This is a genomic window from Prescottella soli (assembly GCF_040024445.1).
Lineage (GTDB): Bacteria > Actinomycetota > Actinomycetes > Mycobacteriales > Mycobacteriaceae > Prescottella > Prescottella soli.
Window position 1 is genome coordinate 2956496 of the sequence record NZ_CP157276.1, and the last position, 23682, is coordinate 2980177.

Genomic DNA, 23682 nt, shown 5'->3' on the forward strand with positions numbered 1-23682 from the left:
ACACCCTCCGCCTACACACGGAACCGCGCCTCGGGACACCGGGCGCGGCTCCGGATCATGATCGCTGTCGGAGGCTTCCACATATGATGCAGCCAGCTGAGAATGCCCCGGCTGCGCATCCGCGCGACCGTGCCCCCGAAGGAGGTGTCGAGCAGTGCAGGGACTGATTCTCCAACTGACGCGAGCAGGCTTCCTGCTGCTGCTCTGGCTCTTCGTGTGGGCCGTGATCCGGGCCCTGCGCAACGACGTCTACGCGGGGGCGGGCGGCGGACGTGTCGCGTCGCGGTACACGCGGCGCCCGTCGGTGCTGCCGGCGCTCAGCAAGCAGAAGGTCGCGAAGCACCTGGTGGTGACGCAGGGCGCGCTTGCCGGCACCCGCATCACGCTGAGCAGCCAGCCGGTCCTCATCGGTCGTGCCGACGACTCGACGCTCGTGCTCACCGACGACTACGCGTCGACCCGGCACGCACGCCTGTCGCCGCGCGGCGCCGACTGGTACGTCGAGGATCTCGGCTCGACCAACGGCACCTACCTGGACCGGGCCAAGGTCACCACGGCGGTCCGCGTCCCGCTCGGCACCCCGGTGCGCGTCGGCAAGACAGTGATCGAGCTACGCCCGTGACCCTTGTTCTGCGCTACGCGGCCCGCAGCGACCGCGGTCTGGTTCGCGCCAACAACGAAGACTCCGTGTACGCCGGTGCCCGCCTGCTCGCGCTCGCCGACGGGATGGGCGGCCACGCGGCCGGCGAGGTCGCATCGCAGTTGATGATCGCCGCCCTCGCACACCTCGACGACGACGAGCCGGGCGAGGACCTGCTCGGCAAGCTCGACGCCGCCACCCGCGAGGGCAACGCGACCATCGCCGACCACGTCGAGGAGGATCCCGAGCTCGAGGGCATGGGCACCACGCTCACGGCGATCCTGTTCGCGGGCAGCAAGCTGGGCCTGGTCCACATCGGCGACTCGCGCGCCTACCTCCTGCGCGACGACCAGCTCACGCAGATCACCCGCGACGACACGTTCGTGCAGTCCCTCGTCGACGAGGGCCGCATCACCGCGGAGCAGGCCCACACGCACCCGCAGCGGTCGCTCATCATGCGGGCTCTCACCGGCAACGAGGTCGAGCCGACGCTGATCATGCGCGAGGCGCGCTCCGGTGACCGCTACCTGCTGTGTTCCGACGGCCTGTCCGACGTGGTCAGCGACGAGACGATCGCGAACACGATGCGGGAGGGCACCCACGACGAGTGCGCCGACCGGCTCATCGAACTGGCGCTGCGCAGCGGCGGACCCGACAACGTCACGGTCATCGTGGCCGACGTCATCGACCTCGACTACGGCCAGAGTCATCCGATCGTCGGTGGCGCCGCCTCCGACGACGAGGAGGAGACGCCGCCGCCGAACACCGCGGCCGGCCGGGCCGCGGCGATGCGGCCGCCGCGCGCTGCCCCCAAGCGGGTGACCCCGGTCCCCGAGGAACCCCCGAAGAAGTCGCACAAGCTGCGCTGGACGCTGATCGTGCTCGGGTTGGTCGTGCTGGTCGCCGGTGGCCTCGTCGTGGGCCGCTCGATGATCCGCAACTACTACTACGTCGGCGCGTCCGACGAACAGGTCACCGTGCTGCGGGGCGTCCCCGGGTCGGTCCTCGGCTACTCGCTGCAGGACAGCGCGCTCGTCGGCTGCATCACCGACAGCGGCATCCTCACGATCGTCGACCCGAACACCCGGCCGAGCGACTGTCGCGTGCTCAAGGTCGACGACCTGCAGCCGTCGGCTCGCGAGCAGGTGCGCGCCGGTCTGCCGTCGGGTTCTCAGGACGACGCGACCGAACAGATGCGTCGACTGGCCGCGAACGACCTGCTGCCGCTGTGCGTGCCGGAACCGACGCCCGTGCCGACGCCTACTCCGACACCGGCCCCGGCGCCCGCACCCGCACCCGCCGGCGAGCCGGCACCGCCGCCCGCGCCGACGACCGCGGCTCCGCCCCCTGCCACCCCGACACCGGCGCCGATCGAACAGATCCCGGGCCAGAACTGCAGGACCGGTAGCTGATGTCCACCACGTCCGACGCGCCGTTCCCCAGCCCGCCGAGCGGCTTCGCCGCCGCGCCCGTCCAGTCGAACCGCAGGAACACCGAACTGGTCCTGCTGTGCTGCGCAATCGCGATCACGACGATGTCGCTGGTGCTGGTCGAGGCGAGCCAGGAGCAGACCCTCACGTGGGATCTGGCGAAGTACGGGATCGCGTACGCGGTGATGTTCCTCGTCGCGCACCTCGCGGTGCGGCGTTTCGCTCCCTACGCGGACCCGCTGCTGCTGCCGATCGTGGCCCTGCTCAACGGGCTCGGACTGGTCCTGATCCACCGACTCGACCTCGCGGACGCCGACTCCGCGATGCACCAGGGACTGCCGGTCCCCTCCCCCGACGCGACCCAGCAGGTGCTGTGGACGGCGCTCGCGATCGCCGGGTTCATCACCGTCCTGGTGCTGCTGCGCGACTACCGACTGCTGGCTCGGTACAGCTACACGGTGGGCCTCGCCGGTCTGGTGCTGCTGGCGATCCCGGCTCTGCTGCCGTCCCGGTTCTCCGAGGTCAACGGCGCCAAGATCTGGATCAAGCTGCCCGGGTTCAGCATCCAGCCGGGCGAGTTCGCGAAGATCCTGTTGATCATCTTCTTCGCCGCGGTCCTCGTCGCCAAGCGTGACCTCTTCACCACCGCCGGCCGCCACTTCTTCGGCATGGACCTCCCCCGCGCCCGCGACCTGGGCCCGATCCTGGCGGCGTGGATCGTCTCGGTCGGCGTGCTGGTGTTCGAGAAGGACCTGGGCACGTCGCTGCTGATCTTCGGCACCGTGCTGGTGATGCTGTACATCGCCACGGAGCGGGTCGGCTGGCTGCTGATCGGCGGCGCGCTGCTGATCGTCGGGTTCTTCTTCGCGTACCAGATGTTCAGCCACGTCCGGGTGCGCGTGAACACGTGGATCGATCCCCTCGGCGACTACCAGAACACCGGCTACCAGATCTCGCAGTCGCTGTTCGGCCTCGCGACCGGCGGCGTCGCCGGCACCGGCCTGGGCAGCGGGCGACCGTCGCAGGTGCCGTTCGCCAAGACCGACTTCATCATCGCCGCGATCGGCGAGGAACTGGGCCTGATCGGTCTCGCGGCCATCCTGATGCTGTTCCTGATATTCGTGGTGCGTGGGCTGCGCACCGCGCTCGCGGTCCGCGACAGCTTCGGCAAGCTGCTCGCGGCCGGACTGTCGTTCACGATCGCGATCCAGCTGTTCGTGGTCGTCGGCGGTGTGACGAAGCTGATCCCCCTCACCGGTCTCACCACTCCGTTCATGTCGTACGGTGGATCGTCGCTGCTCGCGAACTACCTGCTACTGGCACTGCTGATGAAGATCTCCGACGCCGCCCGCACCCCCGCGGCGCCCGTGAAGAAGGGGCCTGCTCCCATCGCGGACGCTCCGACGGAAATGCTGGGTCGCCAATGAACACACCGCTCCGCCGCGTCGCGCTGGCCGTCATGGTGATGGTCGCCGCGCTGCTAGCCAACGCCACCTACGTGCAGGTCATCAAGGCCGACGACCTGCGCAACGATCCGCGCAACTCGCGCGTGCTGCTCGACGAGTACTCGCGCCAGCGCGGCCAGATCTCCGCGGGCGGGCAGGTGCTCGCCGCGTCGGTCCCCACCGACGACCGCTACAAGTACCTGCGCGTGTACCCGCCGAACCCGGCGTCGCCGTCGAGCCCGCTCGCGAACGCGCCCGTCACTGGCTTCTACTCGATGCAGTACGGCAGCACCGGGCTGGAGAAGGCCGAGGACCCGGTCCTCAACGGCTCCGACAACCGCCTGTTCAGCGACCGATTCTTCGACCTGGTGTCGGGACGCGATCCGCGCGGCGGCAACGTCGTCAGCACGATCGATCCGGTGATGCAGCAGGTCGCGTACGACGAGCTGACCGCGAAGGGCTACACGGGGTCGGTGGTCGCGATCGAGCCGAGCACCGGCAACATCCTGGCGATGGCGAGCACCCCCAGCTACGACCCCAACCGGCTGTCGGGCCACGACGGCGCCGAGACCGCGGCGGCGTGGGACGAACTGAGCGCCGACCCGGACAAGCCGATGCTCAACCGCGCGGTGTCCGCCACGTACCCGCCCGGTTCGACGTTCAAGGTCGTCGTCACCGCGGCGGCACTGGAGAACGGCGCGAACCCGGACGAGCAGCTGACCGCGGCACCGAACATCACGCTGCCGGGCACGTCGACGACGCTCGAGAACTACAACGGCACCACGTGCGGCGGCGGCCCGACGGCCTCGCTGCGGGAGGCGTTCGCGCGCTCGTGCAACACCGCGTTCGTCGAGCTGGGCATCAAGACCGGGGCCGACGCGCTCGCCCAGCAGGCGAAGGCGTTCGGCATCGGCCCCAACACGCCCGGTGTCCCGATCCCGGTGGCCGACAGCACGATCGGGCCCATCCCCGACGACGCCGCGCTCGGCCAGTCCAGCATCGGCCAGCGGGACGTCGCGCTGACGCCGCTGCAGAACGCGGAGATCGCCGCGACCATCGCGAACGGCGGCATGCGGATGGAATCGCACCTGGTGTCGCAGCTGCAGAGCCCGGACCTGTCGAACCTGGCGACCACGTCGCCGAAGTCGGTCGGTCGCGCGGTGTCCCCCGAGGTGGCCGCGACGCTGACCCAGCTGATGATCGGCTCGGAGAACAACACTGCCGGTGGCGGCAAGATCCCGGGTGTCCAGATCGCGTCCAAGACGGGCACCGCCGAGCACGGCAACGACCCGCGCAACACCCCGCCGCACGCCTGGTACATCGGGTTCGCGCCGGCCCAGAATCCGACGGTCGCGATCGCCGTCATCGTCGAGGACGGCGGCGACCGGGCGCTCGCCGCGACCGGCGGCTCGGTCGCGGCCCCGATCGGACGAGCGGTCATCGCGGCGGGATTGCAGAGGGGATGAGGGGATGTCGTTGACGAACGGATCGGTGATCGGCGGCCGCTATCGCCTGCAGCGGCTGATCGCCACCGGCGGCATGGGTCAGGTGTGGGAGGCCACCGACAGCCGCCTCGACCGCCGCGTCGCCGTGAAGGTGCTCAAGGCCGAGTTCTCGTCGGACCCGGAGTTCCTCGAACGGTTCCGCATCGAGGCCCGTACCACCGCGCAGCTCAACCATCCGGGCATCGCGGGCGTGTACGACTACGGCGAGACCCGTGACGAGGCCGGTGCCAACCTCGCCTACCTGGTCATGGAACTGGTGGCGGGCGAACCTCTCAACGCGGTGCTCGCGCGCGTGGGCCGCCTGTCGGTTCCGCACGCCCTGGACATGCTCGAGCAGACCGGACGGGCGCTGCAGGTCGCGCATTCGGCCGGTGTCGTGCACCGCGACGTCAAGCCCGGCAACATCCTCATCACCCCGTCCGGGCAGGTGAAGATCACCGACTTCGGCATCGCGAAGGCGGTCGACGCCTCCCCGGTCACCCGCACCGGCATGGTGATGGGCACCGCGCAGTACATCGCCCCGGAGCAGGCGCTGGGCCAGGAGGCGACCGCCGCGAGCGACGTGTACTCGCTCGGCGTGGTCGGCTACGAGGCGCTGTCGGGCCGCCGCCCGTTCGGCGGCGGCGGCACCCTGACGGTCGCGATGAAGCACGTGCAGGAGCCGCCGGAGCCGATGCCGGCCGATCTACCGGCGCCGATCCGTGAGCTCATCGACATCGCGCTGACGAAGGACCCGGCCGGGCGCTACGCCAACGGCGGCGAGTTCGCCGACGCCGTCGCCGCGGTCCGCGCCGGACGCCGGCCACCTCCACCGGGTCGCGTGCCGACGGCCGCGACGCGCGTGGTCCCGCCGGTCGCGGCCGCGGGGCCGACTGCGATGATGCCGACGCAGCAGCGCAACTACTCCGGTGACACCGGCCGAGTTGCGCCGCCGCCGGGCGACGGTGACAGTGGTTCCGGCTGGACCAGCGGCCAGAAGGCGCTCGCGTGGGCCGGTGGCGGTCTGCTCGCGCTCGCCACGATCGTCACGTTCGGCCTGCTGCTCTTCGGGGGCGGAGGCGACAAGCCGTCCGCGCCGGCGGTCACGTCGACGAGCCGGACGCCGGTGACGACGACCCGCACGACGACCACCGTGCCGCCGCAGACCACGACGACCACCACACCCCCGCCGACCACGACGACGACAACCACGACGACGCCGCCGCCGCCGACATTCACGACTACGACGCCGCCGCGGACCACGACGACCACCACGCCGCCGCGGACCACGACGACGACAACCGAGCCCGAGACCACGACCACCACGACAACGGCCACGACAACCACGGCCACGCAAGGACAGCAATGACGACGCCGCGCAATCTCTCCTCCCGGTACGAGCTGGGCGAGATTCTCGGGTTCGGTGGCATGTCCGAGGTGCACCTCGGACGGGACCTGAGGCTCAGCCGCGACGTCGCGATCAAGGTGCTGCGCGCCGACCTGGCCCGCGACCCCACGTTCTACCTGCGGTTCCGCCGCGAGGCGCAGAACGCGGCCGCGCTGAATCACCCGGCGATCGTCGCGGTGTACGACACCGGCGAGGCCGAGACGGACGCCGGTCCGCTGCCGTACATCGTCATGGAGTACGTCGACGGTGACACGCTGCGCGACATCCTCCGCGCCGAGGGGCCGATGGCTCCGCGGAGGGCGATGGAGGTCATCGCCGACGTGTGCGCGGCGTTGGACTTCAGTCACCGCAACGGCATCGTGCACCGGGACATGAAGCCCGCCAACATCATGATCAACCGCGCGGGCGCGGTGAAGGTGATGGATTTCGGTATCGCACGCGCGATGGCCGACGGGCAGAGCACGATGACGCAGACCGCCGCCGTGATCGGCACCGCGCAGTACCTGTCGCCGGAGCAGGCCCGCGGCGACCAGGTGGACGCCCGCTCGGACGTCTACTCGCTCGGTTGCGTGCTGTTCGAACTCCTGACCGGTGAGCCCCCGTTCAAGGGTGATTCACCGGTGGCGGTCGCCTACCAGCACGTGCGGGAGGATCCGAAGACGCCGTCGCTGGTGAATCCGGCGGTGCCGCGGGCACTGGATTCGGTGATCCTCAAGGCGATGAGCAAGAACCCGGCCAACCGCTACCAGAGCGCCGCCGAGATGCGCAGCGATCTGGTGCGGGTGCTCGGAGGTCAGCGTCCGAGCGCGCCGATGGTGATGACCGACGAGGACCGCACCACCATCCTCGGTGCCGTCGACACCGCCACGAGCACCAGTTCCGGCTACCAGGCCGAGCCGGCGCGCACGGCGACGGCGACGGCCGCGCCGACGGTGATTCCGCCGGCGGATCCTCCGAAGAAGCGGAACACGACCCGCAACGTGCTGGTCGCGGTCGCCGTGCTGGTCGTGGTCGGCATCATCGGCGCGTTCGCGGCCTCGCTGCTGTCCACACCGACGAAGGTGTCGGTGCCCAATGTCGCGGGCCGCAGCGTGCAGGAGGCCGAGACGATGCTGCGCAACGCGAAGCTCGACTCGACCATTCAGACCAGGCCCGACCCGGTGGTGGCGAACGGCAACGTCATCGGCACCAACCCGGCGGCGGGCACGTCGGTGGACGAGAACAGCAGCGTCACGCTGCAGGTGTCGTCGGGCCCCGAGCAGGTGCAGGTGCCCAAGCTCGCCGGCTTGTCGCAGGAGGACGCGGAGAAGGCGCTGGGCGCGGCCGGCCTGCGGCTGGACTCCGACGTGAACCGTGCGGCGTCGGATGCGAGCCAGCTCGACATGGTCGTCAGTCAGGAGCCGTCGGCCGGCGCGAAGATCAACCTCGATTCCACCGTGGCGATCACGCTCGGCTCGGGCCCCGAGCAGGTGCGCGTGCCGAACGTCATCGGCCAGACGATCGACATCGCGCAGCCGAACATCGAGGGCGCCGGGTTCAAGGTCCAGGTCGAGAAGGTCGACTCCGGCAAGCCCGAGGGTGAGGTGATCTCCACCTCGCCGTCCGGCGGGGCGACCGCGGCGAAGGGCGACACGATCCGCCTCCAGGTGTCGAACGGCAAGCATTTCACGATGCCCGACCTGACGGAGATGTCGGTGTCGCAGGCCGTGGACGCGCTGCGCAGGGCCGGCTGGACGGGCTCGTCGAACCAGCTGTCGCAGACGAAGCAGCCGACCCTCGACAAGGATCTGGTCGGCAAGGTCGTCGGCCAGACGCAGCCGCCGGGCAGCGACGTCGCGAAGAACGCACAGCTGACGGTGGCCGTCGGCGAACTGGGGATCCCCCGGTAGGAGCGTGAGAAACGGCGGTGCGGTCCCCGACGGGGACCACACCGCCGTTTTCGGATCAGCGGGTGAGCGCGTCTCCCAGCGACCGGGCGACCTCGTTCTCGAGCGTCGCGACGAGGGCCTCGGCGGGCGCCTGCCCGCACACGCCGAGCCAGTTCGCGAGCATCCGGTGACCGCCCTGGGTGAGTACCGACTCGGGGTGGAACTGCACGCCGTGGATCGGCAGCTCGCGGTGCCGCATCGCCATCACGATGCCGCTGTCGGTGTGGGCGGTGACCTCCAGCTCGGCGGGGATGGTGTCCTCGAGGACGGTCAGCGAGTGGTAGCGGGTCGCGGTGAACGGGTCGGGCAGCCCGGCGAGCACGCCGGTGTCGTTGTGGTGGACGAGGCTGGTCTTGCCGTGCAGCAGTTCCGGCGCCCGGTCGACGGTGGCACCGAACGCGGCACCGATCGCCTGGTGGCCGAGGCACACGCCCAGCAGCGGGGTCCGCGCCGCGGCGCATGCACCGACCAGCGGCATCGTCGCGCCCGCGCGCTGTGGGGTGCCGGGACCGGGGCTGAGCAGGATGCCGTCGAACTCGCGCGCGGCGGCCGCGATGGCGTCCTCCCCGGTCAGTCGCGGGTCGTCGTTGCGCCACACTTCGGCCTGCGTTCCGAGCTGACCCAGGTACTGGACCAGGTTGAACACGAAGCTGTCGTAGTTGTCGACGACCAGAATGCGCATGGATCGAGGGTAGTGCCTGCGGGATCTCGGTCGGTGCGCAGGGATTACGCGACCGGCTGCGCGTACTCGGTGTGCAACTGCCCGGTGTACGCGGGAACGGTGAGGCGCTCCGATTCCTGCTGGGTGTATCCGAGTCCGTACCGCACGGCGTACTGCTTGAACGTCCTGATCCCGGGCTCGTTCGCGAGGGTCGCGGCCAGACGGGCCGGGTCCCCGATCGCGGTCACCATGTACGGCGGGCTGTAGGTGCGGCCGTGCAGCAGCAGCGTGTTGCCGATGCACCGCGGGGCCGACGTGTTCACGATCCGCTGGTCCTGCATGGCGATCGCCTCCGCACCGCCGGTCCACAGCGCGTTGAGGACGCTTTGCACGTCCTGCTGGTGGACGACGAGATCGTCGGGTGACGCACCGGCCGGGTACTTGCCGTCGGCGTCGCGCGGCGCGTCGGTGAGGGTGACGACGATGCCGGGACCGCTGAGCGGGGTCAGGCCCGCGGCGTCAGCGAGTTCGCGACTGTCGGCGAGCGCCTTCGCCACCCCGCTGTCGGTGCCGGCCGCGCTCTCCTGCAGGTCCTCGACCTCGGTGGCGAGCTGGTCACGAGCGGCGGCAGCGTTGTCGACGTCGACCTGCGCGCGGCGCACCAGGTCGGACAGTCGGGTCGAGTCGGCGGCCCGCAGCTCGTTCCCGTGGGAGACCTCGCGGGTGGTGGCGAGGAGCAGTCCCGCGACGAGACAGACGACCAGGACGGCGACCGACCAGAAACCGAACCGCGGGTTCGAGCCCTGCGGCTGCGTTTCGACGTCGGGCACCCTCTACCACCACTTCCACCTCGGAGAATCGGTACGTGAACGACCGGTCCCGGCTGTGCTTTTTTGGGTTAGCGTGTACTTCACAACAGGTGGTGCCGAATCTACCCTGTCCGCCCGGACCGATCCGGGCACCAGATCGCGTTCTCCCATCCACACGAGACAAGGACGTCATGCCGAAGTCGAAGGTCCGGAAGAAGACCGACTACACGATCAATCCCGCGAACCGCACCCCGGTGAAGGTCAAGGCGGGGCCGTCGAGCGCGCTGTACATCTCGGTGATGCTCGGTTTCATGCTCGTCGGGCTGGCGTGGCTGATTGTGTACTACTTGGCCGGCGAGAACCTCGCATGGATGAACGACTTGGGGGCGTACAACTTCCTGATCGGCTTCGGATTCATGGTCGTGGGCCTGATCATGACCATGCGGTGGCGCTGAACTCGAACTTTGCAGGCCGGTCAGTTTGCGCACACCCGTGCAATTACACACGTGTCATTCATCCCCAGTGTGGATAACGCCTGTGGATAACAGGGGGATCTGTACACATGCCTGAGGATGAAGTCGATCATGAACCGTCCCTCGAGTGGTCCACCCCGCTCGGCGCGGTAGCGGCCCTCGCGGCCAGCGGGATCGTGATGATCGCCGCTGCGTTGCTCCTGGGACTCGACGCGCCCGGACGATTCCTCGCCGCCATCGCGGCAGTCGCGCTGTTCGTGCTCGCGGGGCTGGGCGCCCGGCAGCGGCCGAAGCTCGCGATCGTTCGGGCCGGGGGCGCGCCGTCGATCGTCGCGACGCGGGTGCGGGGTCGGCGGGTCTACGGGCGCGACGACGTCACCCGGATCCGCATCGTGCGGTATCCGCGTCTGGGGCGGCGGGTGCCGATGCTCGAGATCGACGCGCTCGATCCCGACGGCACCGAGCGGTTGCTGATCTTCGGCCGGTGGGACCTGGGCGAGGACCCGACAGTCGTGTTCGACGCCCTGTCCGTGCACGGTCTCGTGCCGGAGGACTGACCGGCCGTCGTCAGATCGCCGCTACTGCCGCGGCCGTGACGATCAGCGTCAACAGGCCGACGGACCCCAGCGCGGCCCATCCCGCAGTCCGCACCCGATCTGCGTCCTTCGCTCCGACCGCGGACGGGGCGTAGAGCAGGGCGGCGGTCGCGGCGGCGCCGGCCACCAGGCCACCCATGTGTCCCCACAGCGAGATGCCCGGGATGGTGAGGCTGATGATGATGTTGATCGCGATGACCGCGAGGACGGGCGTCGGGCTGCGCCGGAGCCGCAGCAGGATCACCGCCTGGGCGCCGAGCAGGCCGAAGATCGCGCCGGACGCGCCTGCCGTCGGCGCCATCGGGGCGAGCAGCAGCACCGAGGCCGATCCGCCGAGCAGCGAGATCAGGTACACCGCCAGATAGCGGGCTCGTCCGAGGACCAGTTCGATGTCGCGGCCGATGACGTACAGCGCGAACATGTTCACGGCCAGGTGCATCAGCCCGATGTGCAGGAACCCGCTGGTGAGGATGCGGACGTACTGGCCGGCGGAGACGGCGGGTCCCCACAGGACCCAGTCGAAGAACAGCGGCGACGACAGATGGTTGTCGAGCAAGCTGCGCGACTGCACCGCGGTGACCGCGAAGATCGCCACGTTGGCGGCGATCAGGAGGTAGGTGAGCAGCGGCGTCGGCGCCTGGGTGCGGACCTGGGCCCCGGCGACGGTGCGGGCCTGGCGCGTGTCGCGCTGTCCGGCGGCGACGCAGTCGACGCACTGGTGTCCGACAGATGCCGGACGCAGGCAGTCCGGGCAGGCCGGGCGGCCGCACCGGGTGCAGGAGAGTGCCGTGGGGCGATCGGGGTGGTGCACACACCTCGGCTGAGGTGGCGGGGTGCCCTCGCTCGCCGCACCACCCCAGCCGGGGTTCGTCATGTGTGAATCCTCGTCTTAAGAAATGGTGATGCTGTTGATGATGACGTCGTCGACTGGGCGGTCGCCGCGGTCGGTCGCCGTGGTGGCGATGGCGTCGACGACCTTCTTCGACTCCTCGTCGAGCACCTCACCGAAGATGGTGTGGCGACGGTTCAGGTGCGGGGTCGGGCCGACGGTGATGAAGAACTGCGAGCCGTTGGTGCCCGGGCCGGCGTTGGCCATCGCCAGCAGGTAGCCGCGGTCGAACTGCAGCTCGGGGTGGAACTCGTCGCCGAACTTGTAGCCGGGGCCGCCACGACCGGTGCCGGTCGGGTCGCCGCCCTGGATCATGAATCCGTCGATGACGCGGTGGAAGACCGCGCCGTCGTAGAACGGGCCGGAGGCGCCGCCCTGCGCGTTCTGGGTGGAGTACTCCTTGGAACCGTCCGCCAGGCCGACGAAGTTCTCGACGGTCTTCGGCGCATGGTTACCGAACAGGGCGATCTTGATGTCGCCGCGGTTGGTGTGCAGCGTTGCGGTAGCAGTCTGTGAAGTCACCCCCCTATGGTGCCATTGCGGTCCGGGCGCCGCCCACGAGCTGTGCAAGAGTGGAGCCATGACCCGTGCGACCAAGCGTGCTTCCGTCCCGACGTCCTCGTCCGGCCGCCGGCGGGTGCTGATCGGTCTCGGCGCCGCGGCGGCCGCCGTGGGTGCCGCCGCCGTCGCGCTCACCCGACGTCCCGAGATGCCGCCCGTCGCACCCCGTCCGCCGTCGCTGACCGATCCTCGCCCGCAGTAACACTCACGGGCGGCAATTGCCGGGCGCGGGCACGCCGTGGAACCGGTCGGTGATCCAGGTGAGCGCCTCGGGTGATCCCAGCGGATACGGGGCTGCGTGGTTGATGCCGGCCCCCGGCCTGATCGGCGGCAGCAGATTCTCGCTGAACTGGACCGTCGCCCCCTGGGCGCACCAGTCGTCGGCGAGCTGACGCGCCTGCCCGAACGGCACCAGGTCGTCGTGGACGCCGGACTCGATCAGCACCGGCGCCGTCGGCGTGCGGTTACCGATCCGCTGCTCGGCGATCAACTCTTTCGCGAGCGGCTCCCGGGCCGCCACCGCTGCCAGCGGTTCGCCGGTCCTCGTGAACGACGACGTGTGCTGGAAGCCGTAGGTCATGCGGGTTTCGCCGACGCACTGGTTCTGCACGTCGGCCAGCATCTGGCGGCCGCGGTCGTTCATCAGTTCCTCGACCATCGGCCGCGCCTCGGGGTACGCCTGCATGATCCCGTTGAGGGTGTAACCGATCGCGCCGGTGAGGATGGTGCCGTCGATCTGTCCGAGCGTCGCGGACAGGTCCGCGGGCGGGGCGCCGGCGTACGCGCCCCGCACGTCGAGTTCCGGCGCGTACTCGGGCTGCAGTTCCGCGGCGGCCGCCGACGCCCCGCCGCCCTGCGAGTAGCCCCACAGCGCCACCGGCCCGTCCGGTGCGATGCCGGTGCCGGGTAGTCGCTCGGCCGCGCGAGCCGCGTCGAGCACCGCGTGCGCCTCCGACGCCCTGTTGACGTAGGTGTGGATGCCGGGCGTGCCCAGACCCTCGTAGTCGGTCACGACCACGGCGATGCCCCGTGACAGCAGCGCGTTGACGAACACCACCTCGTACGACGCGATCACGTCCGACGGCGGCGTGTACGCGAGCACCGTTCCCAGCGTCTTCGACGGGGCGCACTGGTCGCCCTGCCCCTGTGTCCCGGGCGCCAGGCTCACCAGGGGCCGTGGTCCCGGGCCGTTCCACGGCACGGCCGGGTCGAAGAAGGTGCCGGTGACCGCGTTCGCGGATCCGTGGGTGTCGTTGCTGCGATACATGATTCGCGTCGCCTTCGCGGGGAAGGCGCCGACCTGCCACACCAACGGCATCGGTTCGGTCCGGATCACGTCCCCGGCCGCGCCGGGGAGGGTCGGCGGCGGTTGGTAGAAGTCCACCTCCGCGGTCGCGGCAGGGCTACCGGCCACTGCCATGCCGATCACCGCCGCCGCTGCGGCACACCATCTTCCGATCATGCCGACCTCCCCGATCGCGTGTTCTCCGTTACTTGGGCGAGGCACCCCACAGGATGGTCTCGACGTTGTACCGCGTCAGGCGCTCGGCCGAGATCCGCGGTAGTCCGTGCGTGCACCAGAGGACTTCCCCGAGGCACTGGAACACGAGACGACTCGAGCCGGGCATCGTGATGCTGCCGTCGCGAACGCCCGCGGTGAAGGCGGTGTCCCACACCTGCAGCACTTTTCGGCCGTCGATCATGAGGAAATCGAAGTGGTCGTTGTTGACGAGCATCGCCCACGACTTCAGAATCGTGACCTCGGGTTCGAAACGCTTGCCGGCCGCACTGCGCATCCGGATGAGCGCATCGACCGTCTCGAGCGGTGTCCCACCGGCGGCACCGATCTCCTGGTGCGCCGCGCGCATCCGCGACGAGAAGCTCTGCAGGATGGCGACGAGGATGGCTTCCCGCGAGTCGAAGTGGTGGTAGAGGCTGCCCTGCGTCAGGCCGACGGCGTTTGCGATGTCGCGGGTGGTGGTGGCGTCGAAGCCACGCTCGGCGAACACGAACCGGGCCGCGTCGAGGATCCGATCCTGCTTGTCGGACAGCGCCATCGGGTTCTCCCGATCCCAGGACGCGATCACCTTACGCGCGACGCGGGCAGCGTCCGATTCCGACAGGTCGCTGTCGGCGGGCTTGGTCGCGAGGCCGTTGAACATCAGGTCGACCGTGCAACCGGCGACCTTGCGGGCCGCGAACCCGGTGGGCGCCAGCGTCGCGCTGTACGTCTCCGCGACCCGCAGCACCTCCCGCAGGATCCGCGTGTCGACCTCGGGTCGCACCAGACCCGCGTCCACGGCGTCACGCACCAGCGAGGTCCACTTCTTCTCCGACCATTTCGGCTCGGAGGTCAGCAGCTTCGCCAGATCGTTGTCCTTCGTCTCCGGCACTCCCAGGCAGACCTGGAGTGCACCGGGATGCCGCGCGGACGCATCGGCGATGTCGAGGGCGAATCGGCGGATGGCCTCGGTCGGCGAGTCCGACGGCACCGCCGGTCGTTGTGTCGCGGCGACGATGTCGTCACGCAGTGCGCGGACCATCGTCGCGGCGAGAGCCTCCTTCGAATCGAAGTGGTAGTAGAGGCTCCCCGCCAGCATGCCGGTATCGGATGCGATGTCCCGCATCGACGTACCCGTGTATCCCTTGGCCGCGAACAGATCCGACGTCGCGGCCAGGATTTCGGCACGTTTGTCCGGCTTGTCCTGTCCACGGCCGGCGGACAATGCCGCAGCCCTTCCCTTTCGAGTCACTTCGTTCCCCCCGATTCCACGACCTCAGGTCGCCTGTCATAACTCTCGGTCGAGCGTTCGGCACGACCGACCTCTGTTTCTCCTTGCCCGGCCCGTCCGATCATCAATGGACGGACCAGGACCGACGCCCCCTGCCACTCGCCGCGATCGACCTGGACGCCCCCGAACGTCCGCTCGATCGATGACAGGGTGCTGCGGTTGCCCCGGCATCCCTGCCCGAACACCGACCACGGCCCGGCCAGGCGATCCTGCCACCTCGCCGCCGCCGAGTCATCAGAGCGTACGTGTTCGCAGAACAGGAACTGGCCATTCGGGCGCAGAACACGGGCGATCTCGATGACCGTGCCCCCGCCGACACAAGCCGCCGACCTCGGATCGCATGCCGCAGCACCGATCCGCCCCCATGCCCTCGTCGTGCCGCGAGAGACCGCCCCGAGAGGTCTTCGCGCAAGTTCATACACACGTCCATTTGAGCGTCAAATGGACGTTCGTGCACCCATTTTCGCTGGAATACACCAGGGTACAATTTGACGCCCGGCGTCATCGACGCCGGGCTGTCTTCGGAAGACGTTGGGTATCAAGGGGTTATGAAGTCGATGAATGCCTGACGCATCGGCGGACCGCCCTGGATGTCCATGCCGATCAAGGCACCCACGACGCTGCCGATGATCGCGCCCGGAATACAGCCGCCGATCACACCGACGATGCACCCGACCACGAGCCCGACGAAGGATCCGACGACGTTGCCGATGATCGCGCCGGTCTGATTCTTCTGCGCCTCCTCGATCAGCTTCTGCTGCGCGACGGGATCGTCGATGCGAACCTGATTGAGCGGCAAGGGATTCTGCTGAGGATTCAGTGTCAATGTCCGCCCGGCGTCTCCCACGCTACCGGCGATCGGGAACATCCGGCCGTCGAGTCGGTAGGCCAACGGGATCGCACCGACGACGACACCGTCGTCACGGACGACGCTCACCTGGCTGCCGTCGGCATCGATACGGAAGGTGCCGGCGTCGAGCACGGTCGTGACCGTGCCGCCGGGCACGTCCGCCGCCGTCGAGTATCCGACGCCCTGGTCGGAACCGTGCGCAGTGGCCGCTGGAGCCACGATCGCAGCCGGTTCCGCCGAAGCTGTTCCCGTCCCAACTGCTAGGGCCGTCGCGACGAATGCAGCTGTGGCAACAATCTTCCCGAGCTTCATGGCAGCTCCCGAGGTGTCGGGGAAACGGGCTGGCCCCACCCTAGCCAACGAGATCCGGCACCGATCCCGGTTCTCACATTCCCGCACCGAATGAGCTAAATGCGTGCTGATCGGCGGAAATACCGGCTCGGTCTCGCGGATCTGCGCTATCGCACAGGTCTCGACGTCGACCGCTCACTCCGTCGCTCCGGTCGTCAGCCGGAGAGTGTCGTCGGCGAGCGAGAGCTCGTGGAATCATCGACGCTCACCCGACACACTTCTTCGCTCCCTCTGCGAATCAATACCTTTCGATCGACGACGTCCACCAGTTCCGCCGTACCGCCGTTAGGTAGCACCACCGGTCGCCCGGCGGGTGTCTCGGGCGGTGGCGTCAGGGTGTGTCTGGTTCCGTTGGTCGTCGTATCGGCCGTCACGTTGCTGTCACCGGCGTCCTGCACAACCTTGATGCGGTAGCCGTACGACTGCCCTGGGCGGAGTTGTGACGTCGGCGGCGAACCCCAGGAGATGTCGGCAACCGTCCTCGCCCCACCCCAGACGTCACGGGTGGAGCAGCTGATGTTCTGTACCAATGGCGTCGGATGGGACGCGCCACTCGAGAAGCTGCTCCGAGCCACTGCCGTATCGGCGAACGCCGCACTGGTGCCGACCGTCTGGACCATGCCGAAGATCGCGAGCACTGCGACGCCGACCGCCACCGCTCGCTTCTTCAGCTGCGAGCCGACCTCCACGGCCCACCCGAAGCGTGCCACCTACCACCTCAGCCTCGATCGTCACCACAGATCGAGCGCATGCAGCATCCGGCGGCATGCGCTGAGACAGCCCCGACAGCTGTGGGACGTGGTCCGACCGTTTCCGGCAACCACTGAACCCGCGCACGGCTCCGAGTGCAGAGCCGTTCCGCCTCCCCCGACATTCCGCCCTGTGCCGGGGCACGGGACGGCGATCGCGGTGATCGTATCCGAACGAGTAGGTCGAATGTCCGTTTTCCAGTGGAAGTCTCGAGCGTTCCCGAAAAGGTGCAGGCACCAGGGGTATCGGACCCTGCGACGGTGCTACTGGGTTACCCTCGCGACTGAAACAAGTTCTAGCCAGGAGGAGCAGCATGGCCGCATCACCCGAAAGCATCCGCAGCACTGTCGAGAACTACATCAAGGCGGTCGCGTCCGGCACCGCCGACGACGTCCTGGCGCTGTACGCCGAGGGCGCCACGGTGGAGGATCCGGTGGGCAGCCCGGTTCGCACGACCCCGGAGTCGATCCGGGAGTTCTACGCGATCATCGAACCGCTCGAGCAGGAGGCCGAGCTGGTGACGCTGCGCATCGCCGCGAACACGGCGGCCTTCCACTTCCGTCTGGTCACCAAGATGGGCGATCAGACTGTCGAGATCGCCCCGATCGACATCATGGAGTTCGACGACGCCGGCAAGATCGTCAGCATGCGCGCCGTGTGGGGCCCTGAGGACATGATCACGGGCTGAGCCGACCTCGGACACCCTGCTGCGCGCAGATCTGCGTCCCGCGCGCAGCAGGCTCCGGACGGCCGGGATCGAAGGCTGGTGTCGGACAAAAGAAAAAGACGCCGTCCCGATCGGGATGGCGTCTTTCAGGTGTGGAGCCTAGGAGATTCGAACTCCTGACATCTGCCTTGCAAAGGCAGCGCTCTACCAACTGAGCTAAGGCCCCGTCTGCACTGACTCCGAGGATTCAGCGGCTTGTGACCTCGTGCCAGACATCGGTTCCGCGTCGCTTGGAGAGCAACTTGGCGAGTCCGAGTGCAACCAGCAATCCGGCTCCCGCGATCAGGATGACCTTCATGATGGCTACCCCTTCGTCGGCACGTGGAGTGGGCCTAGGAGGACTTGAACCTCCGACCTCTTCGTTATCAGCGAAGCGCTCTAACCGCCTGAGCTATAGGCCCTTGAACCAGGCAGAACAGTACCCCACCGAACCCGCAGATACCAAAACGGCTCCGGCAGGGCACTGTTTTACCTGGTCAGTCCGGGTCGGCCAACGTAACCTGCACACCGCCGACAAGGTCGGAACACAGGTTGTAGATGAACGAACCGATCGTCGCGAGGGCTGTGAACAGCACCACATTCATCAGCCCGATGAGGGCCGAGTAGCCGAACACCTGGCCGGACGTCACGAGCCCGCCGCTGTTCGAATCGCTGATGATCTCGGTGAAGGCGTTGTTGAGCCGGTCCCACACGCCCATACCGTCGAGCACGACGTACAGCAGGCCGACGGCCACCATCCACACGAAGAACAGGGCGATCGAAATCACCAGCGACACCTTGAGCGTCGACCACGGGTCGACGCGGCGCAGCTGAACCGTGGCCCGCAAGCCCTCTCCGTCGGCCGGCGCGGACGCCGTGAGGGCCGCCGTGGCCGCCTTGCGCAAGGCACCGGTGGGTGCCGACGCTCCCGCGCTGGGTGCCGGCGACGGGTGCCTGACCTCCGAGAGGTCCGGCATGTCCTTCGCCAGATCGGTACGAGCGATGCTGCGGGTGGGTCCGTCGATGACCGCGGCCTTCGACTGGGCGGCCGCCTTGGACGCCGCCCGCCGATCGGCCCCGCCTCCCGCCGGCCCGGCGGGCGCCGGGTTCGGGGTGGGCGGCTGCGGGGCCGCCGTGCCCGTCACGACCGGCTTGGGCGCGGCCGTACCGGTCACCACCGGCTTGCTCGGCTGGGCATGCTGGGCCGGCGCGCCCGGCTGCTGCGTCGGCGGGGCCGGTGGCTTCGGGGCGGCGGTGCCGGTGACGACCGGCCGGGCCGACGTCGGCGGCTTGCCGGCGCCGTTGTTGCCCGGCCGACCGACGGTGTTGCCGGGCTGACCGGACGCGGCGGGCGGCTTGCCGCCCCCTGCCGGTCCCGCCACGGGCGCGCCCGGCCGGCTCGCGTCGGTCTTCGGCGCGCCCTGCTGCTGTCCCCGCTGCCACGGCGGCGTCGGCGCCCCCGGCTTCTGCGCCGGTGGCTTCGGCGCCGCAGGCTTGTCTCCCGCGGGCTTCTGCGGATCCGCGCCCTTGGCGGCGTCGGTCGAGGCGGCCGCCGGCTTGCGGTCCGCCGGCCCCGAGGGCTGCTGGGATGCCTTGGCGTCCTTGGACTCCGGGGCCTCGGCAGCCTTGGGGGCCGCCGCAGCCTTGGGGGCGTCGGCCGGCTTGGCGGCGTCCGGTGACTCCTTGGCCACCGTGGGCGCCGGAGCTTCCACGGCCTCAGCGGCAGTGGACGGCTTGGCGACCTCCTGCTCGGGCTTGTCGCCCTCGGCGCCGTTGCCCTGCTCGCCGGGCTTTCGGGGAGTGCTCAACTAGGACTCCTTCGCTCCATCGGACGAACCCGCAGCACCTTCCTCGGGCTCGTCGGCGTTACGCGCGATCGCGAGCAGGGTGTCACCCTCCCCGAGGTTCATCAACCGCACGCCCTTCGTCTGCCGGCCGGCCTTGCGCACCTGCTTGGCCGCGGTGCGAATGACACCGCCACCCGAGGTGATCGCGTACAGCTCGTCGTCGTCGTCGACGATCACCGCACCGACCAGGGTGCCACGCTTCGGGTCGTACTGGATGGTGAGAACACCCTTTCCACCGCGACCCTGCGCAACGTAGTCCTCGATCGGGGTCCGCTTGGCGTAGCCGCCCGACGTCGCCACCAGGAGGTACGTCTCGTCACGAACCACGTTGAGCGACAGCAGTTCGTCGTCCTGGTTGAACCGCATGCCCTGCACACCGGACGTCGCGCGGCCCATCGGGCGCAGCGCCTCGTCGGTCGCGGCGAAGCGGATCGACTGTCCCTTGGCCGAGACGAGCAGCAGGTCGTCCTCGGCCGAGCACAGCACCGCGCCGACCAGTTCGTCCTCGTCGCGCAGGTTGATCGCGACGATGCCGCCCGACCGATTCGAGTCGAAGTCGGCCAGCTTGGACTTCTTCACCAGGCCGTTGCGGGTCGCGAGCACCAGGTACGGCGCGTCCTCGTACGACTTGATGTGAATGATGCCCTGGATCTTCTCGTCCGGCTGGAAGGCCAGCAGGTTCGCCACGTGCTGGCCGCGCGCGGCGCGGTTGGCCTCGGGCAGCTCGTACGCCTTGGCCCGGTACACCCGGCCCTTGGTGGTGAAGAACAGCAGCCAGTCGTGCGTGGAGCAGACGAAGAAGTTCTTGACGATGTCTTCCTGCTTGAGCTCCGCACCCTTGACGCCCTTGCCGCCACGCTTCTGCGAGCGGTACAGGTCGGTCTTGGTCCGCTTGGCGTAGCCGGTCTCGGTGATCGTGACGACCACGTCCTCGCGGGCGATGAGATCCTCGTCGGTGACGTCGCCGTCGGCCGCGATGATCCGGGTGCGACGGTCGTCGCCGTACTTGTCGACGATCTCGGCGAGCTCGTCCTTGACGATCTGGCGCTGACGCTCGGGCTTCTCGAGGATGTCCTTGAGGTCCGCGATCTCGAGCTCGATCTCGGCCAACTCGTCGATGATCTTCTGGCGTTCGAGGGCGGCCAGGCGACGCAGCTGCATCGCGAGGATCGCGTCGGCCTGGACCTCGTCGACCTCGAGCAGCTGCATCAGGCCGGTGCGCGCGACGTCGACGGTCTGCGACGACCGGATGAGCGCGATGACCTCGTCGAGGGCGTCGAGCGCCTTGACCAGACCGCGCAGGATGTGGGCCCGTTCCTCGGCCTTGCGCAACAGGTACCGGGTGCGCCGGACGATGACCTCGAGCTGGTGGGCCACGTAGTAGCGGATCATCTGGTCCAGGCGCAGCGTCCGCGGGACGCCGTCGACGATGGATAGCATGTTCGCGCCGAAGCTGGTCTGCAGCTGCGAGTGCTTGTAGAGGTTGTTGAGCACCACCTTGGCGACGGCGTCACGCTTGATGACGACGACGATGCGCATGCCCACGCGGTCGGACGACTGGTCCTCGATCTTGGAGATGCCGGCGATCTTGCCGTCGCGGACCTGCTCGGCGATCGAGGTGATCAGGTTGTCCGGGTTGACCTGGTACGGCAGCTCGGTGATGACGATCTGGGTGGCACCGCGATCGGATTCCTCGATCTCGACGACACCGCGCATGCGGATCGAGCCGCGGCCGGTGCGGTAGGCGTCCTGGATGCCCTGGCCGCCGACGATCAGGCCGGAGGTCGGGAAGTCCGGTCCCTTGACCCGCTCCATGACGGCCTCGAGGGTGGCTTCCTCGTCGGCCTCGTGGTTGTCGAGCGCCCAGTAGATCGCCTCGGCGACCTCGCGCAGGTTGTGCGGCGGGATGTTGGTGGCCATACCGACGGCGATACCGCCGGAACCGTTGACGAGCAGGTTCGGGATCCGGCTCGGCAGAACCGTCGGCTCCTGCGTCTTGCCGTCGTAGTTGGGAACGAAATCGACTGTGTCGTGGTCGATCTCGCGAACCATCTCCATCGCGAGCGGCGTCATCCGGCACTCGGTGTAACGCATCGCGGCCGCGCCGTCGTTGCCGCGTGAACCGAAGTTGCCCTGGCCGTCGACGAGCGGGTAGCGCAGCGACCACGGCTGCGCCATGCGCACGAGGGTGTCGTAGATGGAGCTGTCGCCGTGCGGGTGGTAGTTACCCATCGTGTCGGCGACCGGGCGGGCGGACTTCACGTAGCCGCGGTCCGGACGGTAGCCGTTGTCGTACATCGCGTACAGCACACGGCGGTGCACGGGCTTGAGGCCGTCGCGCACGTCGGGCAGCGCGCGGCCCACGATCACGCTCATCGCATAGTCGATGTAGCTCGACTGCATCTCCTGCTGGATGTCCACCGGCTCGATGCGGTCGTGCCCCGGTTCCTCCGGCGGCAACGTGGTGTCAGTCATCGGCTCCTCTTCTTCTCAGCAAAACGGTCCTGGTAGAGCCTGCGGACCCCGGGCGTGCGGACCGTCGAAGTTCGAAGGCTCCGGCGCCACGCACACGCAACCCGTCAAGTCTATAGGTGCAGGTCAGCCAGACCCGGCAGCACTCGCGGATTGCCCGGCCTTCCACGTCGAGTCGGGTGCCCCGGTGGAGGTGGTGAACGGCCGGGTACTACCCGACCGTCGAGCCGAGACGGGTGAGCGCGTACTCGGTGATCGTGACCAACGCGCCCTTCGCCGACTCCCGATCGCGGGCGTCGATGGACACGATCGGCACGTTCGCCGATACCGCGAGCGCCTGCCGGATCTCCTCGAGCGGATACTGCGGAGCATCGTCGAACTCGTTGACCGCGACCACGAACGGCAGGTTACGGGCCTCGAAGTAGTCGACGGCCGCGAACGATTCCTCCAGCCTGCGGGTGTCGATCAACACGATCGCCCCGATCGCGCCGCGGACGAGGTCGTCCCACATGAACCAGAACCGCTGCTGGCCCGGCGTTCCGAACAGGTACAGGACGAGGTCCGGCGCGAGGCTGATGCGGCCGAAGTCCATCGCGACCGTCGTGGTCGATTTCTGCGGGATGGCGGTGAGATTGTCCACACCGTCGGAGGCGTTGGTGACCATCGCCTCGGTCCGCAGTGGGACGATCTCCGACACCGCGCCCACCAGCGTGGTCTTGCCGACGCCGAAGCCACCCGCGATGACGATCTTGGTCGAGGTCACCCGGGCGCGCTGCTCGCTAGATGTTGCGTAGTCCACCGAGGACCCTTTCGATAAGTTCGCGACGTTCCGTGTCGCTGGCGTCGTCTTGGAGGGTTGCCAGAATCCGCAGGTGACCGGACTCGACAAGATCAGCGACGAGCACCCGCGCCACACCGATCGGCACGCCCACTCGGGCGGCTATCTCGGCGAGCGAGGGCGACTGCGCGCACAGCGCGATGATCGTCGCCTCGATGTCCCCCAGGTCCGGGAGTTGATAGTCCCTCAGCGGCAGTGCCTGGATCAGGGCCTCCAGCGCCAGTTCCACCGCCGGCTTCGTCCGGCCCGAGGTGAGCGAGTACGGGCGCACCAGATTCGGTCCGCGCACGCTCGCCTCGTCGTACTCGTTGTTCATGTCCACGGTCAGGTTCCGAGCATCGACCGCGGCGTGGCCTCCACGGAACTGCCGACCCGCTCGACCAACAGCGCCATCTCATAGCCGACCTGCCCGATGTCGCACGACGAGGAGGTCAGCGCAGCCAGGTGCGATCCGTCACCGACGCTCATCAGCAACAGATAGCCGCGCTGCATCTCGACGACCGACTGGAGGACGCCGCCCCCGTCGAAGAGGTTCGACACTCCGACCGACAGGCTGGCGAGTCCGGAGGTGACCGCCGCGAGCTGCTCCGCACGATCGATCGGGAGGTGCGCACTGTTCGCCATGAGAAGGCCGTCCGCGGACACCAGCACGGCGTGCGAGACGCCCGGGATCTCCTTGGCGAAGTTCGAGACCAGCCAGTCGAGCGAGCGGGCGCCACCGGATCCCGACTCCCCGTTCGACATGAATCCCT

General features: G+C 68.8%; 23 protein-coding genes and 2 tRNA genes. 10 read left to right on the forward strand and 15 right to left on the reverse strand.

Annotation, left to right across the window (positions count from 1 at the left end):
* Positions 1–154: 154 nt before the first annotated feature.
* The 6 genes from ABI214_RS13810 to pknB are packed head-to-tail and all read left to right on the forward strand — an operon-like array spanning position 155 to position 8296.
* The gene (locus ABI214_RS13810; protein WP_348603110.1) at positions 155–622 is read left to right on the forward strand and encodes an FHA domain-containing protein FhaB/FipA; all 468 of its coding nucleotides are present in this window, start codon (positions 155–157) and stop codon (positions 620–622) included.
* Entirely contained in the window at positions 619–2052 is a 1434-nt protein-coding gene (locus tag ABI214_RS13815) for a PP2C family protein-serine/threonine phosphatase (protein WP_348603111.1), read from the forward strand. The genes ABI214_RS13810 and ABI214_RS13815 overlap by 4 nt, the downstream gene beginning before the upstream one ends.
* Positions 2052–3497, forward strand: a complete 1446-nt coding sequence (locus ABI214_RS13820; protein ID WP_348603112.1) for an FtsW/RodA/SpoVE family cell cycle protein — start codon at positions 2052–2054, stop codon at positions 3495–3497. Before ABI214_RS13815 ends, ABI214_RS13820 begins: the two co-directional genes overlap by 1 nt.
* Positions 3494–4981, forward strand: coding sequence for a peptidoglycan D,D-transpeptidase FtsI family protein (locus tag ABI214_RS13825; RefSeq protein WP_348603113.1), 1488 nt, complete (start codon positions 3494–3496; stop codon positions 4979–4981). The genes ABI214_RS13820 and ABI214_RS13825 overlap by 4 nt, the downstream gene beginning before the upstream one ends.
* A 4-nt stretch (positions 4982–4985) precedes the next feature.
* A complete protein-coding gene (locus ABI214_RS13830) occupies positions 4986–6368 on the forward strand; it encodes a serine/threonine-protein kinase (protein ID WP_348603114.1) in 1383 nt (460 codons plus the stop codon).
* Positions 6365–8296, forward strand: a complete 1932-nt coding sequence (gene pknB, locus ABI214_RS13835) for a Stk1 family PASTA domain-containing Ser/Thr kinase (protein ID WP_348603115.1) — start codon at positions 6365–6367, stop codon at positions 8294–8296. Before ABI214_RS13830 ends, pknB begins: the two co-directional genes overlap by 4 nt.
* Before the next feature lie 55 nt (positions 8297–8351).
* Here pknB and ABI214_RS13840 read toward each other — a convergent pair whose 3' ends face one another.
* On the reverse strand, positions 8352–9017 hold the full coding sequence (locus ABI214_RS13840; protein WP_348603116.1) for an aminodeoxychorismate/anthranilate synthase component II: 666 nt from the start codon (positions 9015–9017) through the stop codon (positions 8352–8354).
* A 44-nt stretch (positions 9018–9061) separates the two neighbouring features.
* Entirely contained in the window at positions 9062–9826 is a 765-nt protein-coding gene (locus ABI214_RS13845) for a DUF881 domain-containing protein (protein WP_348603117.1), read from the reverse strand.
* Positions 9827–9996: 170 nt separating this feature from the next.
* Here ABI214_RS13845 and crgA point away from each other — a divergent pair, with 170 nt between their 5' ends.
* Positions 9997–10260, forward strand: coding sequence for a cell division protein CrgA (gene crgA, locus ABI214_RS13850; protein WP_348603118.1), 264 nt, complete (start codon positions 9997–9999; stop codon positions 10258–10260).
* Between the two features lie 107 nt (positions 10261–10367).
* The gene (locus tag ABI214_RS13855) at positions 10368–10835 is read left to right on the forward strand and encodes a PH domain-containing protein (RefSeq protein ID WP_348603119.1); all 468 of its coding nucleotides are present in this window, start codon (positions 10368–10370) and stop codon (positions 10833–10835) included.
* A 10-nt stretch (positions 10836–10845) separates the two neighbouring features.
* Here ABI214_RS13855 and ABI214_RS13860 read toward each other — a convergent pair whose 3' ends face one another.
* Complete coding sequence (locus tag ABI214_RS13860) at positions 10846–11748, reverse strand: rhomboid family intramembrane serine protease (RefSeq protein WP_348603120.1); 903 nt, start codon at positions 11746–11748, stop codon at positions 10846–10848.
* Positions 11749–11763: 15 nt separating this feature from the next.
* Positions 11764–12285 carry a peptidylprolyl isomerase gene (locus ABI214_RS13865; protein ID WP_348603121.1) on the reverse strand — a complete coding sequence of 174 codons (522 nt, stop codon included), beginning with the start codon at positions 12283–12285 and terminating at the stop codon, positions 11764–11766.
* Positions 12286–12343: 58 nt separating this feature from the next.
* Here ABI214_RS13865 and ABI214_RS13870 point away from each other — a divergent pair, with 58 nt between their 5' ends.
* Entirely contained in the window at positions 12344–12526 is a 183-nt protein-coding gene (locus tag ABI214_RS13870) for a hypothetical protein (RefSeq protein WP_280761671.1), read from the forward strand.
* A gap of 3 nt (positions 12527–12529) precedes the next feature.
* Here the strand turns inward: ABI214_RS13870 and ABI214_RS13875 are convergent, their stop codons facing one another.
* The 4 genes from ABI214_RS13875 to ABI214_RS13890 all read right to left on the reverse strand — a co-directional run bounded on the left by ABI214_RS13875 (position 12530) and on the right by ABI214_RS13890 (position 17027).
* Positions 12530–13786: a lipase family protein gene (locus tag ABI214_RS13875; protein ID WP_348603122.1), complete on the reverse strand. Its 1257-nt coding sequence runs from the start codon at positions 13784–13786 to the stop codon at positions 12530–12532.
* Between the two features lie 28 nt (positions 13787–13814).
* On the reverse strand, positions 13815–15050 hold the full coding sequence (locus ABI214_RS13880) for a TetR/AcrR family transcriptional regulator (RefSeq protein ID WP_348603123.1): 1236 nt from the start codon (positions 15048–15050) through the stop codon (positions 13815–13817).
* Between the two features lie 604 nt (positions 15051–15654).
* Positions 15655–16185, reverse strand: a complete 531-nt coding sequence (locus ABI214_RS13885) for a hypothetical protein (protein ID WP_348603124.1) — start codon at positions 16183–16185, stop codon at positions 15655–15657.
* 287 nt (positions 16186–16472) lie between these two features.
* The gene (locus tag ABI214_RS13890) at positions 16473–17027 is read right to left on the reverse strand and encodes a hypothetical protein (protein ID WP_348603125.1); all 555 of its coding nucleotides are present in this window, start codon (positions 17025–17027) and stop codon (positions 16473–16475) included.
* A gap of 353 nt (positions 17028–17380) precedes the next feature.
* On the opposite strand from ABI214_RS13890, the gene ABI214_RS13895 reads away from it, so the two are divergent.
* Positions 17381–17755: a nuclear transport factor 2 family protein gene (locus tag ABI214_RS13895; protein ID WP_348603126.1), complete on the forward strand. Its 375-nt coding sequence runs from the start codon at positions 17381–17383 to the stop codon at positions 17753–17755.
* A gap of 132 nt (positions 17756–17887) precedes the next feature.
* Here the strand turns inward: ABI214_RS13895 and ABI214_RS13900 are convergent.
* The 7 genes from ABI214_RS13900 to ABI214_RS13930 all read right to left on the reverse strand — a co-directional run bounded on the left by ABI214_RS13900 (position 17888) and on the right by ABI214_RS13930 (position 23674).
* Positions 17888–17960: transfer RNA gene (locus tag ABI214_RS13900), tRNA-Ala, on the reverse strand.
* A gap of 161 nt (positions 17961–18121) precedes the next feature.
* Positions 18122–18195, reverse strand: a tRNA-Ile gene (locus tag ABI214_RS13905).
* 75 nt (positions 18196–18270) lie between these two features.
* Positions 18271–19581: a DUF3566 domain-containing protein gene (locus ABI214_RS13910; protein ID WP_348603127.1), complete on the reverse strand. Its 1311-nt coding sequence runs from the start codon at positions 19579–19581 to the stop codon at positions 18271–18273.
* Positions 19582–22095 carry a DNA gyrase subunit A gene (gene gyrA / locus ABI214_RS13915; protein WP_348603128.1) on the reverse strand — a complete coding sequence of 838 codons (2514 nt, stop codon included), beginning with the start codon at positions 22093–22095 and terminating at the stop codon, positions 19582–19584. It abuts the gene before it with no gap.
* Positions 22096–22303: 208 nt separating this feature from the next.
* The gene (locus ABI214_RS13920) at positions 22304–22855 is read right to left on the reverse strand and encodes a GTP-binding protein (protein ID WP_348611611.1); all 552 of its coding nucleotides are present in this window, start codon (positions 22853–22855) and stop codon (positions 22304–22306) included.
* A gap of 16 nt (positions 22856–22871) precedes the next feature.
* Positions 22872–23246 (reverse strand): DUF742 domain-containing protein, encoded by a 375-nt coding sequence (locus ABI214_RS13925; RefSeq protein WP_348611614.1) that lies wholly within the window; start codon positions 23244–23246, stop codon positions 22872–22874.
* 8 nt (positions 23247–23254) lie between these two features.
* The gene (locus ABI214_RS13930) at positions 23255–23674 is read right to left on the reverse strand and encodes a roadblock/LC7 domain-containing protein (protein WP_348611617.1); all 420 of its coding nucleotides are present in this window, start codon (positions 23672–23674) and stop codon (positions 23255–23257) included.
* Positions 23675–23682 lie beyond the last annotated feature (8 nt).